This window comes from Rhodanobacter sp. G1 (assembly GCF_055397855.1).
The window spans coordinates 2,766,490-2,791,297 of record NZ_AP039674.1; the positions used below are offsets into that span (position 1 = coordinate 2,766,490).

Sequence of the window (24,808 nt, forward strand, 5' to 3'; positions counted from 1 at the left end):
CGCAGGCGCAGCGGGAAAGCAAGAAGTTTTCCCTTGAATATCCATAACCTGCAGACCATTTGTCAGCGAGTATCTAGCTATGGCTCGCAAGTCGCTCATGCATGGGTCGCCGCCACCGGGTCGGCGGCGGGAATTTCCCAAAGAAAAACCGCGACTTGCTGCCGAAACTCAGCCCAGGCGAGCCAGCAAGTCCCGGCCGCGCAGGGTGTGCGCCTCGAACCGCGCGCGCCGCCCGCCATCGGCGTACGCCAGGTGCAGGGTGAGGTCGGGCAACGGCAACGCGCCGCGCCCGCGTTCGGGCCATTCCACCAGCACCAGCGCCGCCGGGTCGGACAAGGCATCCAGCCCCAGCCATTCCAGTTCGCCCGGATCGGCGATGCGGTAGAGATCCAGGTGCCACGCCGGCTGGCCGTGCGCGGCATAGCCTTCGATCAGGCTGTAGGTGGGGCTCTTGATGCGCTCGCCCACGTCCAGCGCGCCCAGCAAGGCGCGGGCGAACGTGGTCTTGCCCGCGCCCAGGTCGCCGTGCAGGTAGACCACCATGCCGCCGCCGGCCAGCGCCGCGGCGAAACGGCGGCCCAGCGCACCGGTGGCGGCCTCGTCGGCCAATGCCAGGAACTGTTCGGTCATGCGTCGATTCCGTTGCCCAGCGCGCGCAGCGGCGCCAGCAGATCCGTGGCTAGCAGGCCGCGCTCGCCCTGCCGCGCCGCGCAGTCGCCGGCGCGCGCATGCAGGCCGACACCCAGGCAGGCCGCCTGCCACGCATCGCAGCCCTGCGCCAGCAGCGCCGCCACGATGCCGGTGAGCAGGTCGCCCATGCCACCCGTGGCCATGCCGGGATTGCCCCACGGACAGACGTCCAGACGTCTATCCGGAGCGGCGATCAGGCTGCCCGAGCCTTTCAGCACCGCCACCGCATGGAAGCGATCCGCCAGCGCACGCGCGGCGGCGAAGCGATCCGCCTCAACCTCGGCCACCGTGCAGCCGAGCAGGCGCGCCGCCTCGCCGGGATGCGGCGTCAGCACCGCCGGCTGCGCGAAACGGCGCGGCTCGCGCGCCAGCAGGTTGAGCCCGTCAGCATCGAGCACCAGCGGCTTGCCGCTGTCCAGCGCGGTGAGCCACAGCGCGTGGCTCCAGGCGCCCTGCCCCAGCCCCGGCCCCACCGCCAGCACGCTGGCGCGGGCCAGCAAAGGCTCCAGCGCCTGCGGGCCATCGACGCCGTGCGCCATCAACTCGGGACGCGCGGCGTTCAGGGCGAACAGGTGTTCCGCACGTGTCGCCACGCTGACCAGGCCGGCGCCGGCGCGCAGCGCGGCTTCGCCGCTCAGGCGGATCGCGCCGGCCATGCCGTGCTCGCCGCCGATCGCCAGCACGTGGCCGTTCGTTCCTTTGTGGGCGTCGCGCGGGCGCGGCGGCAGGTGCTCGGCCGTCAGCAGCCGCGCATCGGGCGGCACGTCCCGCCACAGCGATTCGGGCAGGCCCAGCGCATCCAGTTCCAGCGTGCCCACGACGTTCGCGGCGCGGCCGGTGTGCAGCCCGCGCTTGGCGGTGATGAAGCTCACCGTGACGTCGGCATGGATCGCCGCACCGGGCACCTGGCCGGTGTCCGCGTCCAGTCCCGAGGGCACGTCCAGTGCCAGCACGGGCGCATCGCTGGCGTCGATCGCCTCGATCAGCGCCGCCACCGCCGGTTCCGGTGCACGGCGCAGGCCGGTGCCATACAGCGCGTCGACGTGGACGTCGGCGGCAGGCAAGGCGTCGCCCAGCCGCCACAGGCGCACGCCGCCGCCAGCATCCATCCACGCCTGCCGCGCCGTGTCGGCATCGCCCGAGGACGTCTCGCCCAGGGCGAGCACGTCCACCTGCAGGCCGGCCTCGCGCGCCAGCACCGCCAACAGGAAACCATCGCCGCCGTTGTTGCCCGGCCCGCAGTGCACCGCGAGGCGCCGTGCCTGCGGCCAGTGCCGGCGCAGGCTGGACAGCGCCGCCCACGCCGCGCGACGCATCAGCTCGAAACCCGGCACGCCCAGCGCTTCGATGGCACGGCGATCCAGCTCGCGCACTTGCGCGACCGTGTAGAGCTGATGGCTGTGCGGGCAATCGGACATGCGCGGATTATAGGCATGCGCCATGCGTCGCCCGCCTACAATGCCCGCATGCCCGCCAGCACCGCCATCGACTACGCCGCCCTCGCCCGCGACATCAAGCAATGGGCCCGCGAGCTGGGCTTCGCCGAGGCCGGCATCAGCGGCGTGAACCTGGACGAGGACGAGAAGCACCTGGAGGCCTACCTCGCGGCGGGCCACCACGGCGAGATGGACTACATGGCGCGCCACGGTGCGAAGCGCGCGCGCCCGGCCGAACTCGAACCGGGCACGCAGCGGGTGATCTCGGTGCGCATGGATTACGTGCCGCCGGGCACGCGCAATGCGTGGGAGGTGATCCGCGACGGCGAGGCCGGCTACGTGGCGCGCTACGCGCTGGGCCGCGACTACCACAAGCTGATGCGCAACCGCCTGCAGAAGCTGGCCGAGCGCATCCACGGCGTGGTCGGCGACTTCGGCTACCGCGCCTACGTGGATTCCGCGCCGGTGCTGGAGAAGGCGCTGGCGCGCAACGCGGGGCTGGGCTGGATCGGCAAGCACACCGTGCTGATCAACCGCCGCGCCGGCTCGTACTTCTTCCTCGGCGAGCTGTACACCGACCTGCCGCTGCCGGTGGACGAGCCGGCCAGCGCGCACTGCGGCAGTTGCTCGCGCTGCATCGACATCTGCCCCACGCAGGCGATATTGGGGCCGTACCGGCTCGATGCGCGCCGCTGCATCTCCTACCTCACGATCGAACTCAAGGGCTCGATCCCGGAGGAGCTGCGCGCGCCGATGGGCAACCGCATCTTCGGCTGCGACGACTGCCAGCTGGTCTGCCCGTGGAACAAGTTCGCGCAGGAAACGGAGGAACCCGACTTCGCGCCGCGCCACAGCCTCGACGGCGCCAAGCTGGTCGAGCTGTTCGCGTGGAGCGAGGAGGAATTCCTGAAACGCACCGAAGGCATGGCGATACGCCGCACCGGCTACGAGGGCTGGCTGCGCAACATCGCGGTGGCGCTGGGCAATGCGCCGAGATCGGCGACGGTACGCAATGCACTCGATGCGCGCGCCGACCATCCTTCGCCCATCGTGCGTGAACATGTGGCCTGGGCGCTGGCGCGGCAGGCGCAGTAGGAAGGCACCCCCACCAGTTCGTCATTCCGGCGCAGGCCGGAATCCAGTAGCGACCACGCTTGTTCAAGCCGCACGGCGACTGGATTCCGGCCTGCGCCGGAATGACGAGCGAAAAACAGACTGTCCGAAGTTATCTCCCGGCATCACCCCTGCGTATCGGGAATGCCGAACACCTGCCGCAGGTAGGTCACGTAGGCCGCGTCCTCGCACATGTTCTTGCCCGGCGAGTCGCTGAGCTTGGCCACCGGCTGGCCGTTGCAGCGGATCATCTTGATCACGATGTTGAGCGGCGTCGGCCCAGTGTCGTTGCTGAGGTTGGTGCCTACGCCGAAGGCCAGCAGGCAGCGCCCGCGGAAGTGCTCGTAGAGCTGCATCACCTTGGGGATGTCCAGCCCGTCGCTGAACACCAGCACCTTGCTGCGCGGGTCGACGCGGTTGGCGCGGTAGTGCGCCAGCATGCGCTCGCCCCAGTCGAACGGATCGCCGGAATCGTGGCGCGCGCCGTCGAACAGCTTGCAGAAGTACATGTCGAAGTCGCGCAGGAACGCGTCGAGGCCGTACACGTCGGAGAGCGCGATGCCGAGGTCGCCGCGGTATTCCTTCGCCCAGGCCTCCAGCGCCGCCACCTGCGAGTCGCGCAGGCGCGGGCCCAGCGCCTGGTGCGCCTGCAGGTACTCGTGCGCCAATGTGCCCAGCGGAGTGAGCCCCAGTTTCCACGCGTACCACACGTTGCTGGTGCCGGCGAGCTGCGTGCCGAGCCCATCGCGCAGGGCCATCAGCACTTCCTCGTGCCACGTGCGCGAGAAGCGCCGGCGCGTGCCGTAGTCGGCGATGCGGCACTGCTCGTAGCCCGGCGTGCCGTGCAGCAGCGCGATCTTCTCCCGCAGCCGGCGCCGGCCTTCGGCGAGGTCGTGGCCGGGCTGCGTGTTGCGGAAGTACACCTCGTTGACGATGGCCAGCAGCGGCACCTCGAACAGGATGGTGTGCAGCCATGGGCCCTTGATGCGGATCTCGATCTCGCCTTTGCCTGCCGCGGCGGGCTCGATGCTCACGTACTTCGCGTTGAGCTGGAACAGCCCGAGGAAATCCACGAAGTCGCTCTTGATGAAGCGCATCGCGCGCAGGTAGTCCAGTTCCTCCGTGCTGAAGCGCAGCGTGCACAGCATCGCCAGCTCGCTGCGGATCTCGTCGATGCATGGCACCAGGTCGATGCCGGGGTTGCGGCACTTGAAGCGGTACTCGACCTGCGCGGCCGGGTAGTGGTGCAGCACCACCTGCATCATCGAGAACTTGTAGAGGTCGGTGTCCAGCAGCGATTCGACGATCATGCGTCGCCTGTACGGCGCGGCGGCGCCAGTCGCGCCAAGGGTTCGATTATCCCGAATCGCGGGCATAAAAAACCCCGGCAACCAGGGGAGTAGTTGCCGGGGTTCGTCAGGTCGGCGCGTCAAGAGGGGAGAGAGGGGCCGACCCCTCGACGGTGCGATGTGCTGCCCCGCCTCCTTTCGCCTCACGGCGATATGTGTGCTTAGTGTAGTCGATCCGGGGGAAGTTCAAGTCGATAAATCGTTATGGTTCAGTTTTCAGCCAGCCGCGGCAATGGTGGCGATGGCATGACGCGCGCCAAGAAACCAACGCACGGAGGATCGAGGAAGAAGCCCCCCCCGTCTCGTCGGCTCCGGTATTGGCGCGGCCAGCCACGCGCGCCCAGCAGCGCGATGCGGATGACGATCGGCATGGCGATGGTTCCATCAGGCAAGCGGTGAAGGATCGGGCAGGCGCAGCGTGGCGACGAAGCCGCCGCCCTGCGCGTTGGCGAGTTCGAGCGCGCCGCCGTGCAGCTCGGCGGCGCGCATGGCGATGCCGATGCCCAACCCGGTGCCTGCGCTGCTGCGCGCGCGGTCGCCGCGCAGGAACGGCCGGCCCAGTTGCGGCAGGAACTCGGGCGGCACGCCCAGGCCCGTGTCGGCCACGCGTACGTAGGCGCCGCGCGCATCGCGGCCGAGTTCGACGCGGAACGGTGCGGCACCGTGGCGTTCGGCGTTGTCCATCAGGTTGGCGATGGCCCGGCGCAACAGGCTGGTGCGCGCCACCGTCGGCAAGCTGGCGGGGCCGATGCATTGCCAGGCGTCGGGCTCGCGGCGCAGGCCGAGCAGTTGCCCGACCAGGGTGGCGAGGTCGAGCTCGCGCAGCGCCTCGTCGCGGCCGTCGCGCACGAGGGCGAGGCATTGCTCCAGCGCGCCGTCGAGTTCCTCCAGGTCGGCCACCATCGCCTCGCGGCGCTGCGGGTCGCCGGCGTCGCCCAGCTCCAGCGCCAGACGCAACCGCGCCAGCGGCGTGCGCAGGTCGTGCGAGATGCCGGCCAGCATCAGCTCGCGTTCGCGCGCGCTGCCGCGCAGGCGTGCACCGGCTTCGCGGAAGGCTTGGGCGAGGCGCTCCACCTCGCGCGAACTGTCGTCCAGCGCCACCGGCTCGCCGGCCAGCAGCGCACCGGCGCGGGCCGCGAGCCGTTCCAGCGGTCGCGTCAGCATGCGTGCAAGCAGCGCGGACAGCGCCAGCGCGATCAGCCCGGCGAGCACCGCGGTGCTCACCGAGGAGGCCAGCAGGCGCTCGCGGTTGCTGGGCTCGCGCATCACGATCCACTGCCCGGGCAACTGCTCGCTGCGCACCCAGATCTGCGTGTCCGGCGTCTGCGTGAGCACCACGCGCGAAGGATCGCCCAGCTCCACGCCGATGCGCCGCGCCGCGGTGCGCGCCACTGGCGCCACGCGCACCGTGGAAGGTGGCGGCGTGCCGGTGGCGAAGCGCACGCCCAGCGTCCGCAGTTGCGCCAGCGTGCGCTGCGCATCGGCGTCATGGCGCGGCGCCAGCGCGTCGGTGGCCAGCGCGGTGGCGGTGGCGAGGCGGGCGTAAAGGTCGCTGGCCACCTGGCGGTTGAAGCGCGCCGCGAACAGCGCCGACAGGCCCAGCGCCAGCAGCAGCGCCAGCGCCAGCAGCGCCAGCACCAGGGCAAAGGTGGTGGGTTTGCGCTTCATGCTTCCTCCGTCCCGCCCTGCACCGAGCCGTCCGGCACGAACACGTAGCCCTTGCCCCACACCGTCTGCAGCCAGCGCGGGCGACGCGGGTCGTCCTCCACGCAGCGGCGCAGCCGCGACACCATCACGTCGATGCTGCGGTCGAAAGCATCGTGCTCGCGGCCGCGCGCCAGTGCGATCAGCCGCTCGCGGCTCAGCGTCTCGAACGGGTGCCCGACCAGCGCCGCCAGCACGGCGAATTCGCCGCTGGTGAGCTTCACCGCTTCCGCCCCGTCCAGCAGCTGGCGGCTGGCCGGATCGAAGCTGAAGCGGCCGAAGCGCACCGCCTCGCGCTCGGCCTGCGGCGCGCCGGCCACCACGGGCGGGCGCCGGCGCAGCACCGCGCGGATGCGCGCCACCAGCTCGCGCGGATTGCAGGGCTTGGGCAGGTAGTCGTCGGCGCCGATCTCCAGGCCCACGATGCGATCCACCTCGTCGCCCTTGGCGGTGAGCATGATGATCGGCATGTCGAAACCGTCCGCGCGCAGGCTGCGGCACAGCGACAGGCCATCCGCGTCGGGCAGCATCAGGTCGAGCACGATCAGGTCGACGTGGTGCGCGGCCAGCTCGCGGTGCATGGCGGCGGCATGCGCCGCGCCGCGCACGCGGAAACCCTGCTGGGCGAGATAGCGCTCCAGCAGGTCGCGCAGGCGCAGGTCGTCGTCGACGACGAGGATGTGTGGCGTGTCCATGGCGCGACTATCTCCGCCCGCCACGGCGCCGGCAAGCGGCGCCAAGCGCCAATTGCAAGCAAATGTTTCCGGCCGGCGAACCCGCAACAAACGCTCACATCCGGGGCGGGCGCGGAAACACCTTGCCGCGCCGATCGCGGGAGAGTGACGCCACGCCGCCGCCCATGCCGAAGGCGCCCTTCCCCCGCACAGGAGTTCCGCCATGAACCTCGCCCACTCCCTCCGCCTCGCCTCGTTCGCGCTGGCCGGCACGTTCGCCGCCGCGGTGGACATGCCGGCGCAGGCCGCCGTCCGCGGTTGGCGCAATGCCAAGGCCGGACACGTGGCCGGCACCGTCGGCAACGGCCAGGGCGGCCTCACGCACTTCCGCGGCAGCCGCGTTTCCGGCGCCAGGGGTACGGCCGCACACGGTTCGGCCACCTCGGTGAACCCGGACGGCAGCCTCAGCCACCGCGGCGGCACCAGCGTCACCGGCGCCAACGGCGCCAACGGCGGCAGCTTCACCGGCAGCAACAACTACACGCGCAACGCCGACGGCTCCGCCCAGGGCAGCTTCCAGCGCAACGGCTCCGGCGCCGCTGGCGGCAGCTACGCCAGCAGCGGCAACTACGCGCGCAGCAGCGACGGCCAGTGGAACGCCAGCCGCCAGACCACCGCCAGCGGCGCGCGCGGCAGCTACGACGGCCGCACCACCGCGTTCAACGACACCGCCACCCACGACGGCACCCTCACCAACGCCGCCGGCGACACCTACACCGGCCAGACCAGCTACACCAAGGGCCAGGGCATCACCCACAGCGGAAGCTGCGCCGACGCCAACGGCAACGCCATCCCCTGCCAACACTGACGGAGCGACACCATGCCCATTGGACACGCACGATCGCTGTTTTTCCTGCTGGCCATGCTGCCGCTGGCGCTGCTGGAATGGTGGTGGCGCCGCCACGTGGCGCGGCGCGGCTACGACGGCAAGGCGGCGCTGGCATCGCTGGCGATCGGCACGGGGCACGTGCTGAGCGCGGCGCTCACCGCTGCCGCCATCGCCGCGATCTACGCCATGGCGTGGCGGCTGGCGCCGCACCACTGGCCGCTGCACGACTGGCGCACCTGGCTGGCCGGCTTCGTCGCGGTGGAGTTCGCCTACTACGGCTACCACCGCGCCAGCCACACGGTGCGCTGGATGTGGGCCACGCACGCGGTGCACCACACGCCCGAGGAGTTCACCCTGTTCGCGGCGATCCGGCTGGGCTGGACGCACCTGTTGTCACTGGGCTGGCTGTTCTACCTGCCGCTGGTGCTGGCCGGTTTCGACCCGCGCCTGGTCGGCGTGCTGCTGGCGCTCGACCTGCACTACCAGTTCTTCCTGCACACCGAGGCGGTGGGCCGGCTGGGGCCGCTGGAATGGGTGCTCAACACGCCGGCGCACCATCGCGTGCACCACGCCTCCAACCCCGACTACCTGGACTGCAACTACGGCGGGGTGCTGATCGTGTTCGACCGCCTGTTCGGCACCCTGCGCGAGGAACGCGCGGAGGCGCCGATCCGCTACGGGCTGGCGCATCCGCTGCCCTCGCGGCGACCGCTCGCCATAGTGTTCGGCGAATGGCATCGCCTGCTGATCTCGCTGCGTGCGGCACGCGATCCGCGCCAGGCCCTGCGCATTCTCTTCGGGAGGCCCTGATGAAAACCCGCGCCCTGATCCTCGCCCTTTCCGCCGCGCTCGCCGCGCTGCCAGCCACGATGGCGCATCTCCTCGACGGCAGCCATTGAGCACCGGCGCGCACGGCATACTGCAAACCTCACGGGAGACCCTTGTGAAACATCGCAACTGGCCCGCTGTGCTGTGCTCCGCGCTCGCCGTGGCCGCGCTGGCGCCGCCGCCCGCCGCGGCGCAGACCGGCATGTTCCGCCGCGCGCTGATGCAGCGCCGCCTACAGCAGGGCCGTGCCGGCGCCGGTGAATTGATGACCACGCCGCCGGCCGGCGTACGCGTCGTCCACGACGTCGCCTACGGCAACGACGCGCAGGAACGCTTCGACGTCTACCTGCCCGAACAGCCGGTGCGCGACGCGCCGGTGATCTTCCTGGTGCACGGCGGCGGCTGGACGCGCGGCGACAAGGCCGCCACCCGCGTGGTGCAGAACAAGGTGGCGCGCTGGGTGCCGCGCGGCATCATCGTGGTGTCGGCGGCCTACCCGCTGGCGCCCGCGGCCAACCCGCTGCAGCAGGCGCAGGATCTGGGCCTGGGGCTGGCCACCGCACAGCGCATGGCCACATCGTGGGGCGGCGACCGCCAGCGCTTCGTCCTGATGGGACACTCGGCGGGCGCGCACCTGGTGAGCCTCATCAGCGCCGCGCCATCGTTGGCGCTCGACCGCGGCGCCACGCCGTGGCTGGGCACGGTGGCGCTGGACAGTGCCGGCTACGACATGGCGAAGATCATGCAGGGCCGCCACCTGCGCCTCTACGACCAGGCCTTCGGCAGCGATCCCTCGCTCTGGACAGCCGCCTCGCCGTACCGGCGGCTCGATACGCGCATCGCACCCTTCCTCGCCGTGTGTTCGTCGCGCCGCCAGGACTCCTGCCCGCAGGCGCAACAGTTCGTGGCCAAGGCCAGCAGCCTGGGCGCACGCGCGCAGATGCTGCCCGAAGACCTCAGCCACGAGGAGATCAACGAGCAGCTCGGCCTGCCCGGCGACTACACCGCGGCGGTGGAGAACTTCCTGCGCGGCCTCGACCCGTCGATCGCGCGACGGCTGGGCGGCGGTTGACGTCCGCGCGTGCGAGGATGACGGCGGCGCGATCCGCGCCGCCGCCGTGATGCACGCCCCCATGAAATACCTGCTCTGCGGCCTGCTCTGGCTGGCGCTGCCGTTCGCCGCCCGCGCCGCCGAACTGCGCATCGACCTCGGCCAGGGCACGAAGATCTGGAGCAGCACGCAACTGCTCGCGCGCGGCGACGCGACCACGGTGACGATCCCGGCCGACGTGGCCTTCCAGCGCAGCATGCGCTACCGCGCCGTGCCTCTGCGCGCGCTGCTGGCCGGCCTGCACGCGGGCGAGCACCTGCAGTTCGTCGCCACCGACGGCTTCACCGCGGAAATCCCCGCCGACGTCATCCTCAACACGCAAGGCGCGCAAGCATGGCTGGCGGTGGAAGATCCCGCGCAGCCCTGGCCCAAGCCCGCCGGCAACGCCAAAGGCGCCGGCCCGTTCTACCTGGTGTGGACGAACCCGCAGGCCGCGCACATCGGCCCCGAGCAGTGGCCTTATCAACTGGCCGCGATCCACGTGATATCCGGCGTGGACGCACGCTTCCCGGCCGTCGTGCCCGCCGCCGATGCGGACGCCGATGTGCACCATGGCTTCGACGTGTTCAAGCGCACCTGCTTCGCCTGCCACACCATCAACGGCGAAGGCGACGCGAAACTGGGGCCGGATCTCAACCTGCCCTGGAACCCCACCGAATACCTGCGCGCCGACCTGCTGCGCGGCTTCATCCGCAATCCGCAGTCGCTGCACCGCTGGCCCGAGGCGAAGATGCACGGCTTCCCCACCCAGCAATCGCTCAGCGACGCCGACCTCGACGCGGTGCTGGCCTACCTGCGCTACATGGCAAAGCACAAGGCCGTGCATTGAATTGAAAAGTGCGGCCAGGGATGGTCACCCATTTGACCTTCGCGATCAGGGACGATCGCAAGCATTCAGCGCAGCCCTGCCTCGAGTTCGGCATCGCGCTTCGCCTTCGGCTCATGCGCGAGCCCGCGCACCTTCGCGTAGAACACCGGCCATTGCGCGCCGCTCGCGCGGAACAGCGCGGCAAACGCCGGCGTCCACTGGTCGTACAGGCCGAACGGCAGCAGCCGCGCGTTGTTGATCGGCCTGGCCACCCAGGCGTCGTAGCGGCGGTCGCCCGCGAAATGCGCATCGCGCCATGCGGCGTAGCGCTGGCGGAACGCGGCGATCTCGCGCTGCTTGCCCGCTTCCATCGCTTCGGCGTCCGCGCCGCTGGCATAGAGCTTCCGCAGGCGCTCGCGCAGATCCAGCACCAGCTTGGTGAAACCGTCGTCCATCGCCTGCGCGCGCCCGTCCGCCGGCGGCAGCCCCCGCGAGGCGCGCCACTCGCGCAGGCCTTCGTCCTGCACGAAGGTGGCGAAGGATTCGTTGAACGCGGTGTCGCCCTTGGCGTAGATCAACTGGTGCGCCAGCTCGTGGAAGATCGTGCCGGCCAGCTCGTCGTCGTCCCAGCCCAGCATGCTGGAGAGGATGGGATCGGCGAACCAGCCCAGCGTGGAATACGCCGGCACGCCGCCCACCCACACGTCGTCGCCCCTGCTGCGCAGGCGCGCCGAATCGGCCTCGGCGGCGGCCTCGCCGAACCAGCCGCGATAGGCCACGCAACCGGCGACGGGAAAGCAGTGGCGCACCGCCTCCACCGAATAGCGCGGCGTGGCGAACACGTTCCACACCACGTAGGGCCGGTGCAACGCCACGTAGGTGGTGTAGCTGCGGTTGTCGGGCAGGCCGAGATGGCGGCTGGCGAATTCGCGCGCGGCCAGCGCCTGCGCAAGCCGCGCGGCGAGCTTCGGATCGGTCGCCGGATCGCGCAGCAGCTTGCGCACCGGCTGCCGGCGCAACACCAGCTCGCCCTGCCCGTGCACGGCCTGCGCGTAATAGCGCAGGCTGGTGCAGGCGCACAGCATGAGGCTCATCGCCGCCAACGCGAGCAGGCGCAATCCTCGCATGCGCTCAGAACTGCGGATGCGACAGCGCACCGAGGAAATACGGCAGCACACGCGGATTCACCAGCACGGTGAACACCACGCCGTAGGCCGCGCCCCACAGGTGCGCGCTGTGGTTGATGCTGTCCCGCCCGCGCCTGTCCATGTAGATCGAGTACGCGGTGTAGAGCACGGCGTAGAGGATCGCCGGCATCGGCACCACGAACACGATGATGCGCGACCACGGCGCCAGCAGGATGTAAGCGAACAGCACCGCCGACACCGCGCCCGAGGCGCCGAGGCTGTGGTAGTTCGGGTTGCCGCGGTTCCTGAGGTAGGTAGGCAGGATCGAAACCACCAGCGCACCGATGTAGAACAGCGCGAAACCGAACGTGCCCAGCTGGCTGGCGTAGAAGCCCTCCATCGCCCGCCCGAAGAAGAACAGCGTGATCATGTTGAACAGCAGGTGGCCGAGATCCGCGTGCACCAGGCCGTAGGTCACCAGCCGGTGGTACTCGCGATGGCGGGTGATCGCGGGCGGCCACAGGATCAGGTCGTCCATCAGCTTGCGGTTGTTCAGGGCGATGAACGAGACGATGCAGGTGATCGCGAGGATGATGAGGGTGATCGGCATGGAGGCACCGCGGCAGTCGCAAAGGCGCCATCTTCGCCGTGCCGCCGCGGCTTGTCGACCGGCGCTTATGCCACCGTCCGTGCCCGATATGCCGGATGGGCCGGCACGCCGACGCGCCGCAGTCGCTATGATGCCCGGCTTTACGCCAACGTCCCGCCCATGCCGCCGCTCCGCTACCTGCACCTCGACGTCTTCGCCGCCACCCACGGCGGCGGCAACCATCTCGGCGTGGTGATCGGCGCGACGCACTGGAGCGGCGAGGCGATGCAGCGCTTCGCGCGCTGGACGAACCTGGTCGAGACCACCTTCCTGCTGCCGCCCACCGACCCCGCGGCCAGCTACCGCGTGCGCATCTTCACGCCGCACAAGGAGATCCCGTTTGCCGGCCACCCCAGCGTGGGCAGCGCGCACGCCGCGCTGGAATGGGGCCTGGCGCAGCCCGTGGACGGCCTGCTGTGGCAGGAATGCGGCGCCGGCACGCTGCCGCTGCGCGTGGAAGGCGCCGACGCCAACCGCCATCTGCTGCTGAAGTCGCCCGGCGAACGCGTGCTGCAGACCGGCCGCGGTGCGCATCCGCTGCTCTCCGCCGCGCTGGCCGGCATCGGCGCAGGCGCGCTGCCGCCCGCGCTGGTCGACGGCGGTCGCCGCTGGTGGCTGGCCGAGGTGGCGAGCGAGGCCGCGCTGCGCGCCTGGCAGCCCGACCACAGCGCGATCGGTGCGCTGGCCCACGCCAGCGACAGCATGGGTCTGTGCGCATTCGCACGCAGCGCGCATCCCGATTACCAACTGGTGGTGCGCGCCTTCCCCGCCGGCGTGGGCATCATCGAGGATCCCGCCTCCGGCGCCGCCAACGGCCTGATCGCCGCCTACATCGCGCAGGCCGAACCGCACGGCGCGCTGGCCGGCGGCTACGTGGTGAGCCAGGGCCGCGAGATCGGCCACGACGCCCAGCTCGTCGCACGCATCGCGGACGGCGCGGTGTGGATCGGCGGCCGCACCCACACCATCGTCGACGGCGCGCTGCACTGGAACGCGGCGTGAGCGAGGCCGCGCAGATCCTGGTCGATGCCGACGCCTGCCCGGTGGCGATCAAGGAGATCCTGTTCCGCGCGGCCGAGCGCGCGCAGGTGATGGTGACCCTGGTGGCGAACCAGTACCTGCGCACGCCGCCCTCGCGCTACGTGCGCGCCGTGCAGGTGCCCAGCGGCTTCGACGTGGCCGACCACGAGATCGCGCGCCGCGTGGCAGCTGGCGACCTGGTGGTGACGCAGGACATTCCGCTGGCCTCGGCCGTTATCGAAAAAGGCGCGCTCGCGCTCGACCCGCGCGGCGAACTGCACACGCCCGACACCATCGCCCAGCGCCTGGCCATGCGCAACTTCATGGACGAACTGCGCGGCGCCGGCGTCGACACCGGCGGCCATGCGCCGTTCCACGCGCGCGACAAGCAAGCGTTCGCGAACCAGCTCGATCGTTGGTTGCAGCAGCGGCGGCGTTGAGCCGCTAGCCGGTTTCCGCTCGTCATCCCGGCCTTCGCCCACTACTGTCCGGAATAATTTTGAACATTCGTGGCCGCGGTCTTTCTCCTCATTCCGGCGCAGGCCGGACAAGCGCGAAGCGCGCAGAACGCCCGCAGGGCGGCCCCGAAGGGGCGAGCGAAGCGAGTCATCCAGTGGCCGTGCGGCCTGAGCGAACATGGTCGCTACTGGATCCCGGCCTTCGCCGGGATGACAGTCTGGATAGGTGGTCGTTATCGGAAATGAAGTCGCCTTCTCGCAATGCTTCGTGCAAGCGGCGCGGGCCTTCATCCTTCGACACCATCCCCAGATTATCCCGGACAGCAGTGGGCCTTCGCCGGAATGACGAGCGAGATCTGGGCCGACTCAGACAACCTCGCCTGCCGCATGCCCCGAGGCCCAGGCCCACTGGAAGTTGTAGCCGCCCAGCCAGCCGGTGACGTCCACAACCTCGCCGATGAAGTACAGGCCGGGCACCAGCTTCGATTGCATGGTGCTGGAGGAAAGCCCATCGGTGTCCACGCCGCCCAGAGTCACCTCGGCGGTGCGGTAGCCTTCGGTGCCGCTGGCGACGATGGGCCAATCGTGCAGTTGCCGGCCGATCCCCTGCAGCTCGGCATCGCGGTACTGGCGCATCGGGCGGCTCTGGAAGACCAATTCGCACAGGCGCTGCGCCAGACGTTTCGGTAGCGCATCGGCCAGCACGTTCTTCAATTCCGCTGCCGGACGCGCACCGCGCTGCGCCACCAGCCAGTCGCCCAAGTCGGCATCCGGCGCAAAGTCCAGCCGCAGGTCGTCGCCCAGCTGCCAGTAGGAGGAAATCTGCAGGATGGACGGCCCGCTCAGGCCACGGTGCGTGAACAGCAGGCCCGCGCGGAACGCGCGCTTGCCCACCCGCGCCTCCGCCAGCGGCAGCGCCACGCCGGCGAGGTCGGCGTAATGCTCCTGGTGCTTGCCGCTCAGGGTCAGCGGCACCAGCGCGGCGCGCACCGGCAGCACGGCATGGCCGAACTGGCGCGCCAGCTCGTAGCCGAAGCCGGTGGCGCCCATGCTGGGGATGGACAGGCCGCCCGTGGCCACCACCAGCGACTCGGCATGCGCCTCGCCGCGCGCGGTGAGCACGGCGAAACCTTCGTCCGTCCTGCGCACGCGCTCGACCCCGCAACTCGTTTCGATGCGCACGCCGGCCGCGGCGCATTCGTCCAGCAGCAGGCGCACGATCTGCTTCGAGGAGTCGTCGCAGAACAGTTGCCCGAGTTCCTTCTCGTGGTAGGCGATGCCGTGCTTCTCCACCAGCGTTATGAAATCCGCCGGCGTGTAGCGCGCCAGCGCGGACTTGGCGAAATGCGGATTGGCGCTGAGGTAGTTCGCGGGCGACGCGCCGGTGTTGGTGAAGTTGCAGCGCCCGCCGCCGGACATCAGGATCTTCTTGCCGACGCGGTTGGCGTGATCCACCACCAGCACGCGGCGACCGCGCCGCCCCGCGGCGATCGCGCACATCAGGCCCGCGGCACCGGCGCCGACGATCAGCACATCCGTTTTCAAGTCACCACCATACCGGCCTCGTCACGCTGTTGCCCGTCATTCCGGCGAAGGCCGGAATCCAGTGTCTTTCCCGTATGAAGCACTGGATCCCGGCCTTCGCCGGGATGACGAGCGTATGAAGGCGCGCATTATCGCCCAGCCGCATCACTTACACTTTCCGCTTCATCACATCCGCGAGCCGCCGCCATGCCCTCCTTCGACGTGATCTCCGAAGTCGACAAGCACGAACTCACCAACGCCGTGGATCAGGCCAACCGCGAGCTGGCGAACCGCTTCGACTTCAAGGGCTCGGACGCGAAGTTCGCGCTGGAAAAGTCAGAGATCCTGCTCACGGCGCCCAGCGACTTCCAGTTGCAGCAGATGCTGGACATCCTGCGCGGCCGGCTCACCACGCGGAAGATCGACGTCCGCGCGCTGGACGTCGGCGAAGTGGAAACCAACCTCGCCGGCGCACGGCAGAAGATCACCGTGAAGCAGGGCATCGAGCAGCCGGTGGCGAAGAAGCTGGTAGCCGTGCTGAAGGAGGCCAAGCTCAAGGTCGAGGCGCAGATCAACGGCGACAAGCTGCGCGTCACCGGCAAGAAGCGCGACGACCTGCAGGCCGCGATGGCCGTGCTGCGCAAGGCCGACGTGGAGCTGCCGCTGCAGTTCGACAACCTGCGCGACTGACGCGCGGCGCGCGCTCAGCCGCCCAGGCTGCCCACCACGCTCACGCTGATCGCCAGGATGAACACGTTGAAGAAGAACGCCACCACGCTGTGCAGCAGGGTGATGTGCCGCATGTGCCGGCCGCTGACGGTGACGTCGGACACCTGGAAGCACATGCCGACGACGAACGAGAAATACACGAAGTCCCAGTAGTCCGGCTTGGGCGTGGCGGGGAAATCCAGCCCGCCCTGCAGGTGGCCGTCGTCGCCGTAGTAGCTGTGCGCATAGTGCAGCGCGAAGGTGGTGTTCATGAACAGCCACGACAGCACCACGCTGAGCGCGGCCACGCCCACCGCCGATGCGCCGCCGGCCTTGGCCGCGTGCAGCTCGGTGGTCAGCGCCATCAGCACCACCAGCGACACGCCCACCGCCACCGCCAGCGTGGCGCGGCGGCCGGTGTCCTGCAGCCTCGCCTGGCGGCCGATGTGCTCGCAGCCGGAACGCGCGAACATGCGCGCCAGCGTGACGAGGTACAGCAACGCGCCGAGATCGAACCCCAGCAGCAGCGCCGGCGCCATGTGCATGCCGGCCAGCGCCAGCAGCGCCGTGGCCAGCACGAACAGCGCCGTGCAGGTGCTCAGGCGCGGACGCGCGCGGATGAAGTGCAGCAGCCGGAACCGTCGCGGCTTCGATGCGGCGACGTTCATGCGCTCGGCTCCGTGGACTGGTGACGCATGGCGACCTCCATGAAAGATGCCGCCAAGGATACCGCCCCGGAGCCTGCTCCCGGTCTCCGCATGGCGGCCACGGCACGGCAACGCGGGCCATGGGAGGATCGCGCGCGTGTCCTCACGCCGCCAGTTCGTCCTTCGCAAGCTCGCGGCGCCGGCGCACCGCGTCGGCCAGCCGCTCCAGCACGCGCACCGATTCATCCCACCCGATGCAGCCGTCGGTGATGCTCTGGCCATAGGCCAGCGGATGGCCGTCCACCAGATCCTGGCGCCCCGCGACGAGGTGGCTTTCCACCATCGCGCCCACGATGCGCCGCTCGCCCGCCTCGATCTGTGCGGCGATGTCGGCGACCACCTTCGGCTGGTTCTCCGGGTTCTTGCTGCTGTTGGCGTGGCTGGCGTCGATCATCACCCGTGCCGGCAGGCCTGCCCTGGCAATGGCGCCGCAAGCCGCATCGACGCTGGCCGCATCGTAGTTCGGCAGCTTGCCGCCGCGCAGGATCAGGTGGCAGTCGCGGTTGCCGCTGGTGGCGGCGATGGCGGCCTGGCCCTGCTTGGTCACTGCGAGGAAGTGATGCGGATGCGCGGCCGCCTGCACCGCGTCCACCGCCACCTTCACGTTGCCGTCGGTGCCGTTCTTGAAACCCACCGGGCACGACAGGCCCGAAGCCAGCTCGCGGTGCACCTGGCTCTCCGTGGTGCGCGCGCCGATCGCGCCCCAGGCCACCAGATCCGCGAGGTACTGCGGCGAGATGATGTCGAGGAACTCGCTGCCCGCCGGCACGCCCAGCGCGTTGATGTCGCACAGCAGCCGACGCGCCACGCGCAGGCCCTTGTTGATGCGGAAGCTGCCGTCGAGGTCGGGATCGTTGATCAGGCCCTTCCAGCCCACCGTGGTGCGCGGCTTCTCGAAATACACGCGCATCACGATTTCCAGCTCGCCGCCGAAGCGCCCGCGCTGCTCCGCCAGGCGTTGCGCGTAGTCCAGCGCGGCGCGCGGGTCGTGGATGGAGCATGGGCCGATCACCACCGCGAGGCGGTCGTCCGCGCCGTCGAGGATGCGGTGCAGCGCCGTACGCGCATGGCCTACGGTGTCCAGCACCGCGTTCGTGGCGGGACACTCGTCCATCACCTCGGCAGGCGTGGCGAGCGGCTGGATGCTGCGGATGCGCAGGTCGTCGGTGGAAGCGTGTGGCATGGCGGCTTTCCTCGTGTGGGGTGCGGCGGCCATGAAAAAAGCCGCCTCGGTGTCGCTGGCGGCTTTCGGGATGGGGTTTCAGTGTTTCGTCAGGACGATCGCACCCATGCCTCCGCCAGCGGCTTCGGATAGCCATAAAACCAAAAGTACTGGCGGGCGGAGTGGGTCATGGCGTCCATCAATAGCACTTCGTTCCGCGCGCTGCAAATAACCGGTCGATCTATCTCAGGCCTGCCCGACGCTGTAGCGCGGCGCCACCTCCACCCGGTTACGGCCGCCGTGCTTGGCGACGTACAGCGCCTTGTCGGCGCGCCGCAGCGTGGTGGACATGTCGCGCTCGTGCGGCTCGGCCTCGGCCACGCCCACCGACACGGTCAACGGCAGCTCGCGGCCGTCGATGCGCACCGGCGAGGCCGCCACCACCGCCCGAATGCGTTCGGCCAGTGCCTGACCGGCGCCCTGATGCAGGTCGGGCGCCAGCACGATGAATTCCTCGCCGCCCAATCGGCCGACCATGTCGGTGCCGCGCAGCACGTCGCGCACGCGGCGCGTCAGCGCCTTCAGCGCCTTGTCGCCGCAGTCATGCCCGAAGCGGTCGTTCACGCTCTTGAAGTGGTCGATGTCCAGCAACAGCAGGCAGAACGGCGACTGCGCGGCGCCGGGGGCCGCGAGCATGCCGGCATAGCGCTCCTCCAGCGCCAGCCGGTTCGGCACGCCGGTCAGCGAATCGACGCGCGCCATCACGTGCAGCTCGCGCTGCAGCAGTTCGTTGTACAGCAGCAGGAAGCCCAGGCCGTAGAACAGCGACTGCATGCCCGACAGCAGCATCCAGAACACGTTGACCGGGCTTGGCGTGAGCACGCTGCCCAGCCGCGTGGGCGCCAGCCACATCACGCCGTTGCGCCACACCAGCAGCAGCAGCGACAGCGAGAAGATCCACAGCAGCGCGTAGCGCGCCCGCGACCAGCGGTCGCGGCGGTCGCGCAGCAGCGCGTCGATGTTGAGCAGAAGGTAGCAGGCGATCGCCACCGACCCCCACAGCACGCGGCTCTGGTAGTCGGGCTGCACGGCGGCGAACCAGGCCACGCCGGCCCAGCCGATCACCCCCACCGCGACGGTCGCGCGCCAGCGCAACTGCACGTTCAGCAGCATGCGCAACGCGATCACGCTCATCGCCTGCGCCAGCAGGTTGAGGGCATTGCCGCCCAGCAGCACAAAGGCGTGCGGCAGGTAATCCCGGAACGCCAGCGCGGCATAGCCCATGGCTTCCACCGCCAGTGCGCTGGCGCGCAGATGCAGGCTGCGCACCGCCCGGCTCGCGTCCGAACGCACTCCCAGCCAAAGCATCAGCGCCACCGTCGCCGCCTGCATGGCAGCGAGCAGCGACAGACTTTGTACCAAGACAGGCATCCGCCCTCCCCAGGGCCAACGTCCGAGCCATCGTAGGATTATCGGCCATCATCACGAAACTTGAGAAACAGCTCACGTTTTCCGGCGCCCTGGGCCACCGTTGACAGCCTCGGCCGTTCAGCTACTTTCCGGCAAGCACTCCACGGAAGCCGGTATGGCCACGCTCATCCCCTCCCGCAACAGCTGCTTGCCGCGCATGACCGGCGGCGAGAAGCGCGTCTCCGAACGGCTGGAACAGAAGCTGGAGGACGACTACCTGCTCTGGTACGACGTGCCGGTGGGCCTGAAGCAGCGCCAGCCCGACTTCGTGGTGTTCCACCCGCGCCGCGGCCTGCTGGTGCTGGAGGTAAAGGACTGGAAGGCCGACACCATCCGCCACGCCGACAAGACCCAGTTCACCCTGGTCACCGAACGCGGGCTGGCCACGGCCGTCAATCCGCTGCTGCAGGCGCGCTCGTATGCGCTGGAAGTGGTCGTGGTGCTGGAACGCGACCCTGCGCTGCATTTTCCCGAAGGGCACCGCCACGCGGGCAAGCTGGCGATGCCGTGGGGCCACGGCGTGGTGCTGGCCAACATCACCCGCAACCAGTTCCAGGAAGGCGGGCTGGACGCGGTGATTCCCGCGCACCTGGCGATCTGCCGCGACGAGCTGTACGAAACGGTGGACTCCGAAGCCTTCCAGGAGCGGCTGTGGGCAATGTTTCCGCAAGTCTTTCCGGTGGCGCTCACCCTGCCGCAGATCGACCGCGTGCGCTGGCACCTGTTCCCCGAGATCCGCGTGGAGCCGGGCAGCGGCCAGTTCGGCCTGTTCGCCGCCGAAGGCAAGGACGTGCGCGCGCTGGAAATCCCCGAGCTGGTGAAGGTGATGGACACGCAGCAGGAGCAGCTCGCGCGCTCGCTGGGCGGCGAGCACCGCGTCATCCACGGCGTGGCCGGCTCCGGCAAGACCATGATCCTGGGCTTCCGCGCGATGCAGCTGGCGCGCTCGACGAGCCGGCCCATCCTGGTGCTCTGCTACAACAAGGCGCTGGCGGCGCGGCTGGAGCAGCTCATCGGCGAACGCGGCCTCGGCGACAAGGTGCAGGTGTACAACTTCCATCGCTGGTGCCGGCGCATGCTCGCCAGCTACCACGTGGAACTGCCGCCCAAGGGCGAGCGCTTCTTCGAGCAGATGGTGGAGCGCGTGATCGAGGGCGTGGACAAGGGCCAGATCCCGCGCTTCCAGTACGGCGCCGTGCTGGTGGACGAAGGCCACGACTTCGAGCCGGACTGGTACAAGCTGATCGTGCAGATGATCGACCCGGCCACCAACTCGCTGCTGGTGCTGTACGACGACGCGCAGAACATCTACGGCAAGGCCGATCGCCGCCGCATCAGCTGGAAAAGCCTGGGCGTGCAGGCGCAGGGCCGTACCACCATCCTCAAGCTCAACTACCGCAACACGCTGGAAATCCTCGCGGTGGCGCGCAACTTCGCCAGCGAACTGCTCGCCGCGCGCGTCGAGGACGACGACGGCGTGCCGCTGATCGCACCGGAGAGCGCCGGCCGCCGCGGCCCGCTGCCCGAGCTGATCCGCACCGACACCGCCGCCGCCCAACTCGACGCGCTGATCGCCCAGCTGCGCGACGAACGCGCGCACGGGCGCCCGTGGGGCGACATGGCGGTGATCTACCGCAACAACTGGGAAGGCGAGAAGCTGCACGAGGCGCTCGCACGCATTGAGATCCCCTCCAGCCTCGCCGACGAGCGCGGCAAGCAGGCGCTGTTCGTGGTGAAGGACAGCGTGAAGCTGCTCACCATGCACTCCTGCAAGGGCCTGGAATTCCCCTTCGTGATCGTGCCCGGCCTGGGCTCGCTGCCGCACGAGGGCCAGAGCGAGGCGGACGAGGCGCGCCTGCTCTACGTGGCGATGACCCGCGCCACCGAGCGGCTGGTGCTGATCCACCACCTCGACTCGGTGTTCTCCAAGCGCATCCGCGATTCGATCAACGAGGTGCAGGGGCAGTTGGCGCCGCCCGGCTGACGCTGCCCCGTTTCGCTGGGTTCATCCGATCCAGCGCAAGCTCGCACCGAGACAGCACGCCCCTCACAGGAGGAGTTCCGATGAAACGCATCGCCTGGCTCGCCACGCTCCCGTTGCTCGTCCTGCCCGCGTTCGCGCTCGCCGCGGACGGCTATGCCACCGGCAACGTCAACCTCCGCGCCGGCCCGGATTCCAGCTACCCGCTCATCGAAACCATTCCAGCCGGCGCCCCGCTGGACGTCCAGGGCTGCACCAGCGGCTGGGAATGGTGCGACGTGATCTTCCAGGGCGACCGCGGCTGGATCGCCGGCAACTTCATCCAGTACGACTACGACAACCAGTACGTGCTGGCGCCGCAGTACGGCGCGCAGATCGGCATCCCCATCGTCAGCTTCGTGATAGGCACCTACTGGGACAGCTACTACCGCAACCGTCCGTTCTACCGCCAGCGCGCCCGCTGGTACGCACACCCCATGCCGCGGCGGCCGCCACCGCCGCCGATGCGCCACCCGATGCCCCCGCGCGGCAACGCGCCGCATCGCCCAGGGCCGCCGCATGGCATCCTGCCTGACCATCCGGCTCCACCGTACGGCAACCTGCCACAACCGCCGGCACGCCCGATGCAGGGTCGCAACCCGTGGCCCTCGCCGCAGCGTCCGCAGATGGCGCGACCGGCCGAGGCTCCGCCGGCCCCGCAGCAACACGCTCCCGCGGGCCGACCCAGTGCAGGCCAGCCCGCGCCCGCACACGGCAAGCCCGCCCCCAGGAACAAGGGCGACCACCAGGATCACTGAGCCGCCGACCAAGCCGGTGCCCGGGGCCGGCTGCGCCACGGCCAGTCCGGGGCTCCGCTAGACTGCGCGGCACCTTGTTCCCGGAATACCTCGCATGCGCCGCCTTCCCGCCGCGTTCACCGCCATCCTGCTGGGCGCCTTCGCCTCCATGCCATCGGCATGGGCCGCGAACAACACTGCCCAGTTGCAGAAGACCGACCGAGTGGTCGGCACCGGCACGGTGGCGCGCGACGGCGACGTGGTTCAGGTGAACTACATCGGCTGGCTGTACGACGCCAACGCGAAGAATCGCCATGGCGCGGAGTTCGACAGCTCGGCAGAGAACGGCGAACCGATCAGTTTCACGCTGGGCGCGGGCGAGGTGATCGCTGGCTGGGATCAGGGCATCCGCGGCATGCACGTGGGCGGCAAGCGCACCCTGGTCATCCCCGCACGGCTGGCCTATGGCAGCCGCGGCGCGGGCGACGCCGTACCGCCGAACGCCACCCTGGTGTTCGACGTGGAACTGGTGGGCGTGCGCTGAGCGCCACCGCGCCTCAAGCCACCAGGGCGTCGCGCCCGCCGTCCGCCACCACGCAATTGCGGCCGCTGTCCTTGGCGAGGTAGAGCGCGGCGTCCGCGTCGGTGCACAACAGGCGCGGATCGTGGCTGGAACTGTCGGTGCAGGCCAGCCCCACGCTGGCGGTGACCGCCACCGCGAGGCCGCCGTATTCCACCGCCGCCGCCTCGATGGCGCGCCGGATGCGGTTGGCGATCTGCCTGCCCTGCTCGCGTGAACAGTCCACCATCAAGATGCCGAACTCCTCGCCACCCAATCGTCCGAACACGTCGACCGGGCGCAGGTGCTGGCGGCAGGTGGCCACCACCTGCCGCAACGCCTCGTCGCCCACGGCATGGCCATGGGTGTCGTTGATGCGCTTGAAGTGGTCGAGGTCGAGATAGACCAGGCATGCGGCGCCCGCCTTCCGTTCGAGCCGCTGCAACGTGCCCACGATCTCGGCCATGAAACTCTGGCGGTTGAGCACGGCGGTCAGGCCGTCCACCCGCGACAGGCGCTGGAAGCGCAGTTGCGAACGCTTGAGCCGGAACATCGCCACCGCGGCGGCGGCCAGCAGCAACAGCAGCAACGCCAGATACAGCCGGTTCGCTTCGGCGGTCTTGGCGTCCAATGCGCTGCGCAAGTGCAGCGCGGCGTTCTGTCGCGCAAGTTGCTCGGTCTGCAGTTGCTGGGTCAACACGTGCTGCCGCACCACTTCGTAAGCCTGCGCACGCGCGCCCATGTCGTCGCGATAGGCCTTGTCCAGCGCCACGTATTGCATGAAATACCGCAACGCCTCGGCATCGCGCCCCTGCCGCTTGGCGACTTCGTAGAGCACCTTGTCGGCGGCACGCAGCCATTCGTTGTCGCCGCCCGCGCGATCCATCGCCAAGACGGCCAGCGCCGCCTTGTGGGCCGCGTCGTCCTGGCCGAGTTGCGCGTGTGCCATCGCCTGCTTCGCGTGCATGGACAAGATCTGCGGGTAGTAACCCGAGGCCTTGATGGCCGGGCCGATCCGTTCGAGCAGAGCTAATGCCTTGCCCGGCTGCCCTTCGTCGAGATAGGCGGCATCCTGCATCAGCCACAAGGCGTTGGCAAAGGCGGGACGCTTCGCTGCCACGCACGTGTCGATGGCGCGCTGCAGCTCCTGGCTGGAAGCCTCCAGCTTCCCGCTGTCGTACGTGGCCGCCATTTGCAGATTGCGCGGACTGCACAAAGCCTCGCCCGGAGGAACCGAGGCTTCCATCATGCGCGCATAGTTGATGGCGAGCCCGTACTGGCCGGCGTAGTCCATGGTCAGCGACAGGTTGAACAACAACGCGAAACGCGCCGGCGCGTCCTTCACAGCCGGCAAGCCGGTCACCAGACGAGCGGCCAGTTCGTAGGCCTGCATGTACTGGTGCGTGAAGCCCAGGTTGCTCAGCAACAAGGCCGCTGCCTTGGTGGCTAGGGCAGAATCGCCCGAACGGGCCATGATCTCACGGAACTGCGGATTGGCGCGGGCGTAATCCCCCTCGTAGGTGGCCTCCCACGCGTCGAGATAGCGCAGATGCCATCGCTCGGCAGGTGTCATGTGCGACGTCTGCCGATCCAGTTGCGCCAGCAGTTTCAGGAACTTCGGGTGATCCGTCTTTTGCAGGCCATCGGCCCGGTCGAGATCACCGGCCGAATCCACCCTGGCGGCGGCAACGCCGGCACGCACAGGCATGCAGCAAGCCATCGACAGCAGCACGAATCCCATCCGCAAGCATTTCGACAGCATGCACATGCCGTCCGGCCCCTAGCTCAGTCCAGCCGGGACTCCGGCTCCTCGTCCTCTTCATCCTCGTCGTCTTTATGCGGCGTTTGCGACGTCTCAGTCACGTAGTACATCGTGCTGCCAAACTCCGCGGCCAGTAGCGTACGGTCGCCCTGCACCACCGCATCCTGCAGCGCCAGCGAAGCCTGCGCCCGGCCAAGCACATCGGCCAGTTCTTCCGCCGTGGCGCGGCGCAGCGAAGCGTCGCTGCCGATGGCTTCCAGCAGCTCGATCGTATCGGTCATGGTGTTTCTTCCGGTATTAACA

The 24,808-nt window shown here is 69.5% G+C and carries 25 protein-coding genes; 11 read left to right on the forward strand and 14 right to left on the reverse strand.

What is annotated here, in order from left to right; all coding sequences use genetic code 11:
* Positions 1-168: 168 nt before the first annotated feature.
* Entirely contained in the window at positions 169-630 is a 462-nt protein-coding gene (tsaE, locus tag ACZ5Z2_RS12390) for a tRNA (adenosine(37)-N6)-threonylcarbamoyltransferase complex ATPase subunit type 1 TsaE (protein ID WP_464758893.1), read from the reverse strand.
* The gene (locus tag ACZ5Z2_RS12395; protein WP_464761705.1) at positions 627-2,108 is read right to left on the reverse strand and encodes an NAD(P)H-hydrate dehydratase; all 1,482 of its coding nucleotides are present in this window, start codon (positions 2,106-2,108) and stop codon (positions 627-629) included. Before ACZ5Z2_RS12395 ends, tsaE begins: the two co-directional genes overlap by 4 nt.
* Before the next feature lie 15 nt (positions 2,109-2,123).
* Here ACZ5Z2_RS12395 and queG point away from each other — a divergent pair, with 15 nt between their 5' ends.
* On the forward strand, positions 2,124-3,221 hold the full coding sequence (gene queG, locus ACZ5Z2_RS12400; protein ID WP_464758894.1) for a tRNA epoxyqueuosine(34) reductase QueG: 1,098 nt from the start codon (positions 2,124-2,126) through the stop codon (positions 3,219-3,221).
* A gap of 143 nt (positions 3,222-3,364) precedes the next feature.
* On the opposite strand, the gene pncB is transcribed toward queG, so the two are convergent.
* From pncB to ompR, 4 genes are all read right to left on the reverse strand, one after another.
* Complete coding sequence (pncB, locus tag ACZ5Z2_RS12405) at positions 3,365-4,549, reverse strand: nicotinate phosphoribosyltransferase (protein ID WP_464758895.1); 1,185 nt, start codon at positions 4,547-4,549, stop codon at positions 3,365-3,367.
* Between the two features lie 248 nt (positions 4,550-4,797).
* Positions 4,798-4,959: a hypothetical protein gene (locus ACZ5Z2_RS12410; RefSeq protein WP_464758896.1), complete on the reverse strand. Its 162-nt coding sequence runs from the start codon at positions 4,957-4,959 to the stop codon at positions 4,798-4,800.
* A gap of 13 nt (positions 4,960-4,972) precedes the next feature.
* The gene (locus ACZ5Z2_RS12415; protein ID WP_464758897.1) at positions 4,973-6,256 is read right to left on the reverse strand and encodes an ATP-binding protein; all 1,284 of its coding nucleotides are present in this window, start codon (positions 6,254-6,256) and stop codon (positions 4,973-4,975) included.
* Entirely contained in the window at positions 6,253-6,987 is a 735-nt protein-coding gene (ompR, locus tag ACZ5Z2_RS12420; protein WP_464758898.1) for an osmolarity response regulator transcription factor OmpR, read from the reverse strand. The genes ACZ5Z2_RS12415 and ompR overlap by 4 nt, the downstream gene beginning before the upstream one ends.
* 202 nt (positions 6,988-7,189) lie before the next feature.
* Here ompR and ACZ5Z2_RS12425 point away from each other — a divergent pair, with 202 nt between their 5' ends.
* The 4 genes from ACZ5Z2_RS12425 to ACZ5Z2_RS12440 all read left to right on the forward strand — a co-directional run bounded on the left by ACZ5Z2_RS12425 (position 7,190) and on the right by ACZ5Z2_RS12440 (position 10,623).
* Positions 7,190-7,834: a hypothetical protein gene (locus tag ACZ5Z2_RS12425; protein WP_464758899.1), complete on the forward strand. Its 645-nt coding sequence runs from the start codon at positions 7,190-7,192 to the stop codon at positions 7,832-7,834.
* Between the two features lie 12 nt (positions 7,835-7,846).
* Entirely contained in the window at positions 7,847-8,665 is an 819-nt protein-coding gene (locus ACZ5Z2_RS12430; protein ID WP_464758900.1) for a sterol desaturase family protein, read from the forward strand.
* 133 nt (positions 8,666-8,798) lie between these two features.
* Entirely contained in the window at positions 8,799-9,755 is a 957-nt protein-coding gene (locus ACZ5Z2_RS12435; protein WP_464758901.1) for an alpha/beta hydrolase, read from the forward strand.
* Positions 9,756-9,816: 61 nt separating this feature from the next.
* Complete coding sequence (locus ACZ5Z2_RS12440; protein ID WP_464758902.1) at positions 9,817-10,623, forward strand: c-type cytochrome; 807 nt, start codon at positions 9,817-9,819, stop codon at positions 10,621-10,623.
* 65 nt (positions 10,624-10,688) lie between these two features.
* On the opposite strand, the gene ACZ5Z2_RS12445 is transcribed toward ACZ5Z2_RS12440, so the two are convergent.
* Together ACZ5Z2_RS12445 and ACZ5Z2_RS12450 are read right to left on the reverse strand one after the other, a co-directional pair.
* Positions 10,689-11,696 (reverse strand): aminopeptidase, encoded by a 1,008-nt coding sequence (locus tag ACZ5Z2_RS12445; protein ID WP_464761706.1) that lies wholly within the window; start codon positions 11,694-11,696, stop codon positions 10,689-10,691.
* Between the two features lie 37 nt (positions 11,697-11,733).
* Entirely contained in the window at positions 11,734-12,339 is a 606-nt protein-coding gene (locus tag ACZ5Z2_RS12450) for a rhomboid family intramembrane serine protease (protein ID WP_464758903.1), read from the reverse strand.
* A gap of 159 nt (positions 12,340-12,498) precedes the next feature.
* On the opposite strand from ACZ5Z2_RS12450, the gene ACZ5Z2_RS12455 reads away from it, so the two are divergent.
* Positions 12,499-13,380: a PhzF family phenazine biosynthesis protein gene (locus ACZ5Z2_RS12455; RefSeq protein ID WP_464758904.1), complete on the forward strand. Its 882-nt coding sequence runs from the start codon at positions 12,499-12,501 to the stop codon at positions 13,378-13,380.
* Positions 13,377-13,838, forward strand: a complete 462-nt coding sequence (locus ACZ5Z2_RS12460) for a YaiI/YqxD family protein (protein WP_464758905.1) — start codon at positions 13,377-13,379, stop codon at positions 13,836-13,838. Before ACZ5Z2_RS12455 ends, ACZ5Z2_RS12460 begins: the two co-directional genes overlap by 4 nt.
* Positions 13,839-14,222: 384 nt before the next feature.
* Here ACZ5Z2_RS12460 and ACZ5Z2_RS12465 read toward each other — a convergent pair whose 3' ends face one another.
* Positions 14,223-15,401 carry a BaiN/RdsA family NAD(P)/FAD-dependent oxidoreductase gene (locus ACZ5Z2_RS12465; RefSeq protein WP_464758906.1) on the reverse strand — a complete coding sequence of 393 codons (1,179 nt, stop codon included), beginning with the start codon at positions 15,399-15,401 and terminating at the stop codon, positions 14,223-14,225.
* A gap of 186 nt (positions 15,402-15,587) precedes the next feature.
* On the opposite strand from ACZ5Z2_RS12465, the gene ACZ5Z2_RS12470 reads away from it, so the two are divergent.
* Positions 15,588-16,070 (forward strand): YajQ family cyclic di-GMP-binding protein, encoded by a 483-nt coding sequence (locus ACZ5Z2_RS12470; protein WP_464758907.1) that lies wholly within the window; start codon positions 15,588-15,590, stop codon positions 16,068-16,070.
* Between the two features lie 14 nt (positions 16,071-16,084).
* Here ACZ5Z2_RS12470 and ACZ5Z2_RS12475 read toward each other — a convergent pair whose 3' ends face one another.
* The 3 genes from ACZ5Z2_RS12475 to ACZ5Z2_RS12485 all read right to left on the reverse strand — a co-directional run bounded on the left by ACZ5Z2_RS12475 (position 16,085) and on the right by ACZ5Z2_RS12485 (position 19,388).
* Entirely contained in the window at positions 16,085-16,756 is a 672-nt protein-coding gene (locus ACZ5Z2_RS12475) for a DUF1345 domain-containing protein (protein ID WP_464758908.1), read from the reverse strand.
* A 142-nt stretch (positions 16,757-16,898) separates the two neighbouring features.
* Entirely contained in the window at positions 16,899-17,978 is a 1,080-nt protein-coding gene (locus ACZ5Z2_RS12480; protein WP_464758909.1) for a 3-deoxy-7-phosphoheptulonate synthase, read from the reverse strand.
* A 225-nt stretch (positions 17,979-18,203) separates the two neighbouring features.
* The gene (locus ACZ5Z2_RS12485; protein WP_464758910.1) at positions 18,204-19,388 is read right to left on the reverse strand and encodes a GGDEF domain-containing protein; all 1,185 of its coding nucleotides are present in this window, start codon (positions 19,386-19,388) and stop codon (positions 18,204-18,206) included.
* A gap of 154 nt (positions 19,389-19,542) precedes the next feature.
* Between ACZ5Z2_RS12485 and ACZ5Z2_RS12490 the strand changes: the two genes are divergently transcribed.
* The 3 genes from ACZ5Z2_RS12490 to ACZ5Z2_RS12500 all read left to right on the forward strand — a co-directional run bounded on the left by ACZ5Z2_RS12490 (position 19,543) and on the right by ACZ5Z2_RS12500 (position 22,728).
* Positions 19,543-21,411: a 3'-5' exonuclease gene (locus ACZ5Z2_RS12490; RefSeq protein WP_464758911.1), complete on the forward strand. Its 1,869-nt coding sequence runs from the start codon at positions 19,543-19,545 to the stop codon at positions 21,409-21,411.
* A gap of 80 nt (positions 21,412-21,491) precedes the next feature.
* A complete protein-coding gene (locus ACZ5Z2_RS12495; RefSeq protein WP_464758912.1) occupies positions 21,492-22,205 on the forward strand; it encodes an SH3 domain-containing protein in 714 nt (237 codons plus the stop codon).
* A 94-nt stretch (positions 22,206-22,299) separates the two neighbouring features.
* Positions 22,300-22,728: an FKBP-type peptidyl-prolyl cis-trans isomerase gene (locus tag ACZ5Z2_RS12500; RefSeq protein ID WP_464758913.1), complete on the forward strand. Its 429-nt coding sequence runs from the start codon at positions 22,300-22,302 to the stop codon at positions 22,726-22,728.
* A gap of 13 nt (positions 22,729-22,741) precedes the next feature.
* Here the strand turns inward: ACZ5Z2_RS12500 and ACZ5Z2_RS12505 are convergent, their stop codons facing one another.
* Together ACZ5Z2_RS12505 and ACZ5Z2_RS12510 are read right to left on the reverse strand one after the other, a co-directional pair.
* On the reverse strand, positions 22,742-24,451 hold the full coding sequence (locus ACZ5Z2_RS12505; RefSeq protein ID WP_464758914.1) for a GGDEF domain-containing protein: 1,710 nt from the start codon (positions 24,449-24,451) through the stop codon (positions 22,742-22,744).
* A gap of 77 nt (positions 24,452-24,528) precedes the next feature.
* The gene (locus ACZ5Z2_RS12510) at positions 24,529-24,786 is read right to left on the reverse strand and encodes a hypothetical protein (RefSeq protein WP_464758915.1); all 258 of its coding nucleotides are present in this window, start codon (positions 24,784-24,786) and stop codon (positions 24,529-24,531) included.
* Positions 24,787-24,808 lie beyond the last annotated feature (22 nt).

Coding starts and splice junctions, on each gene's coding strand:
- ACZ5Z2_RS12505 (WP_464758914.1), bottom strand. CDS start 24,451: ATGCCTGTGCGTGCCGGCGTTGCCGCCGCCAGGGTGGATTCGGCCGGT.
- ACZ5Z2_RS12445 (WP_464761706.1), bottom strand. CDS start 11,696: ATGAGCCTCATGCTGTGCGCCTGCACCAGCCTGCGCTATTACGCGCAG.
- ACZ5Z2_RS12425 (WP_464758899.1), top strand. CDS start 7,190: ATGAACCTCGCCCACTCCCTCCGCCTCGCCTCGTTCGCGCTGGCCGGC.
- pncB (WP_464758895.1), bottom strand. CDS start 4,549: ATGATCGTCGAATCGCTGCTGGACACCGACCTCTACAAGTTCTCGATG.
- tsaE (WP_464758893.1), bottom strand. CDS start 630: ATGACCGAACAGTTCCTGGCATTGGCCGACGAGGCCGCCACCGGTGCG.
- ACZ5Z2_RS12475 (WP_464758908.1), bottom strand. CDS start 16,756: ATGAACGTCGCCGCATCGAAGCCGCGACGGTTCCGGCTGCTGCACTTC.
- ACZ5Z2_RS12430 (WP_464758900.1), top strand. CDS start 7,847: ATGCCCATTGGACACGCACGATCGCTGTTTTTCCTGCTGGCCATGCTG.
- ACZ5Z2_RS12510 (WP_464758915.1), bottom strand. CDS start 24,786: ATGACCGATACGATCGAGCTGCTGGAAGCCATCGGCAGCGACGCTTCG.
- ACZ5Z2_RS12440 (WP_464758902.1), top strand. CDS start 9,817: ATGAAATACCTGCTCTGCGGCCTGCTCTGGCTGGCGCTGCCGTTCGCC.
- ACZ5Z2_RS12410 (WP_464758896.1), bottom strand. CDS start 4,959: ATGCCGATCGTCATCCGCATCGCGCTGCTGGGCGCGCGTGGCTGGCCG.
- queG (WP_464758894.1), top strand. CDS start 2,124: ATGCGCCATGCGTCGCCCGCCTACAATGCCCGCATGCCCGCCAGCACC.
- ACZ5Z2_RS12455 (WP_464758904.1), top strand. CDS start 12,499: ATGCCGCCGCTCCGCTACCTGCACCTCGACGTCTTCGCCGCCACCCAC.
- ACZ5Z2_RS12470 (WP_464758907.1), top strand. CDS start 15,588: ATGCCCTCCTTCGACGTGATCTCCGAAGTCGACAAGCACGAACTCACC.
- ACZ5Z2_RS12490 (WP_464758911.1), top strand. CDS start 19,543: ATGGCCACGCTCATCCCCTCCCGCAACAGCTGCTTGCCGCGCATGACC.
- ACZ5Z2_RS12415 (WP_464758897.1), bottom strand. CDS start 6,256: ATGAAGCGCAAACCCACCACCTTTGCCCTGGTGCTGGCGCTGCTGGCG.
- ompR (WP_464758898.1), bottom strand. CDS start 6,987: ATGGACACGCCACACATCCTCGTCGTCGACGACGACCTGCGCCTGCGC.
- ACZ5Z2_RS12480 (WP_464758909.1), bottom strand. CDS start 17,978: ATGCCACACGCTTCCACCGACGACCTGCGCATCCGCAGCATCCAGCCG.
- ACZ5Z2_RS12450 (WP_464758903.1), bottom strand. CDS start 12,339: ATGCCGATCACCCTCATCATCCTCGCGATCACCTGCATCGTCTCGTTC.
- ACZ5Z2_RS12485 (WP_464758910.1), bottom strand. CDS start 19,388: ATGCCTGTCTTGGTACAAAGTCTGTCGCTGCTCGCTGCCATGCAGGCG.
- ACZ5Z2_RS12495 (WP_464758912.1), top strand. CDS start 21,492: ATGAAACGCATCGCCTGGCTCGCCACGCTCCCGTTGCTCGTCCTGCCC.
- ACZ5Z2_RS12395 (WP_464761705.1), bottom strand. CDS start 2,108: ATGTCCGATTGCCCGCACAGCCATCAGCTCTACACGGTCGCGCAAGTG.
- ACZ5Z2_RS12500 (WP_464758913.1), top strand. CDS start 22,300: ATGCGCCGCCTTCCCGCCGCGTTCACCGCCATCCTGCTGGGCGCCTTC.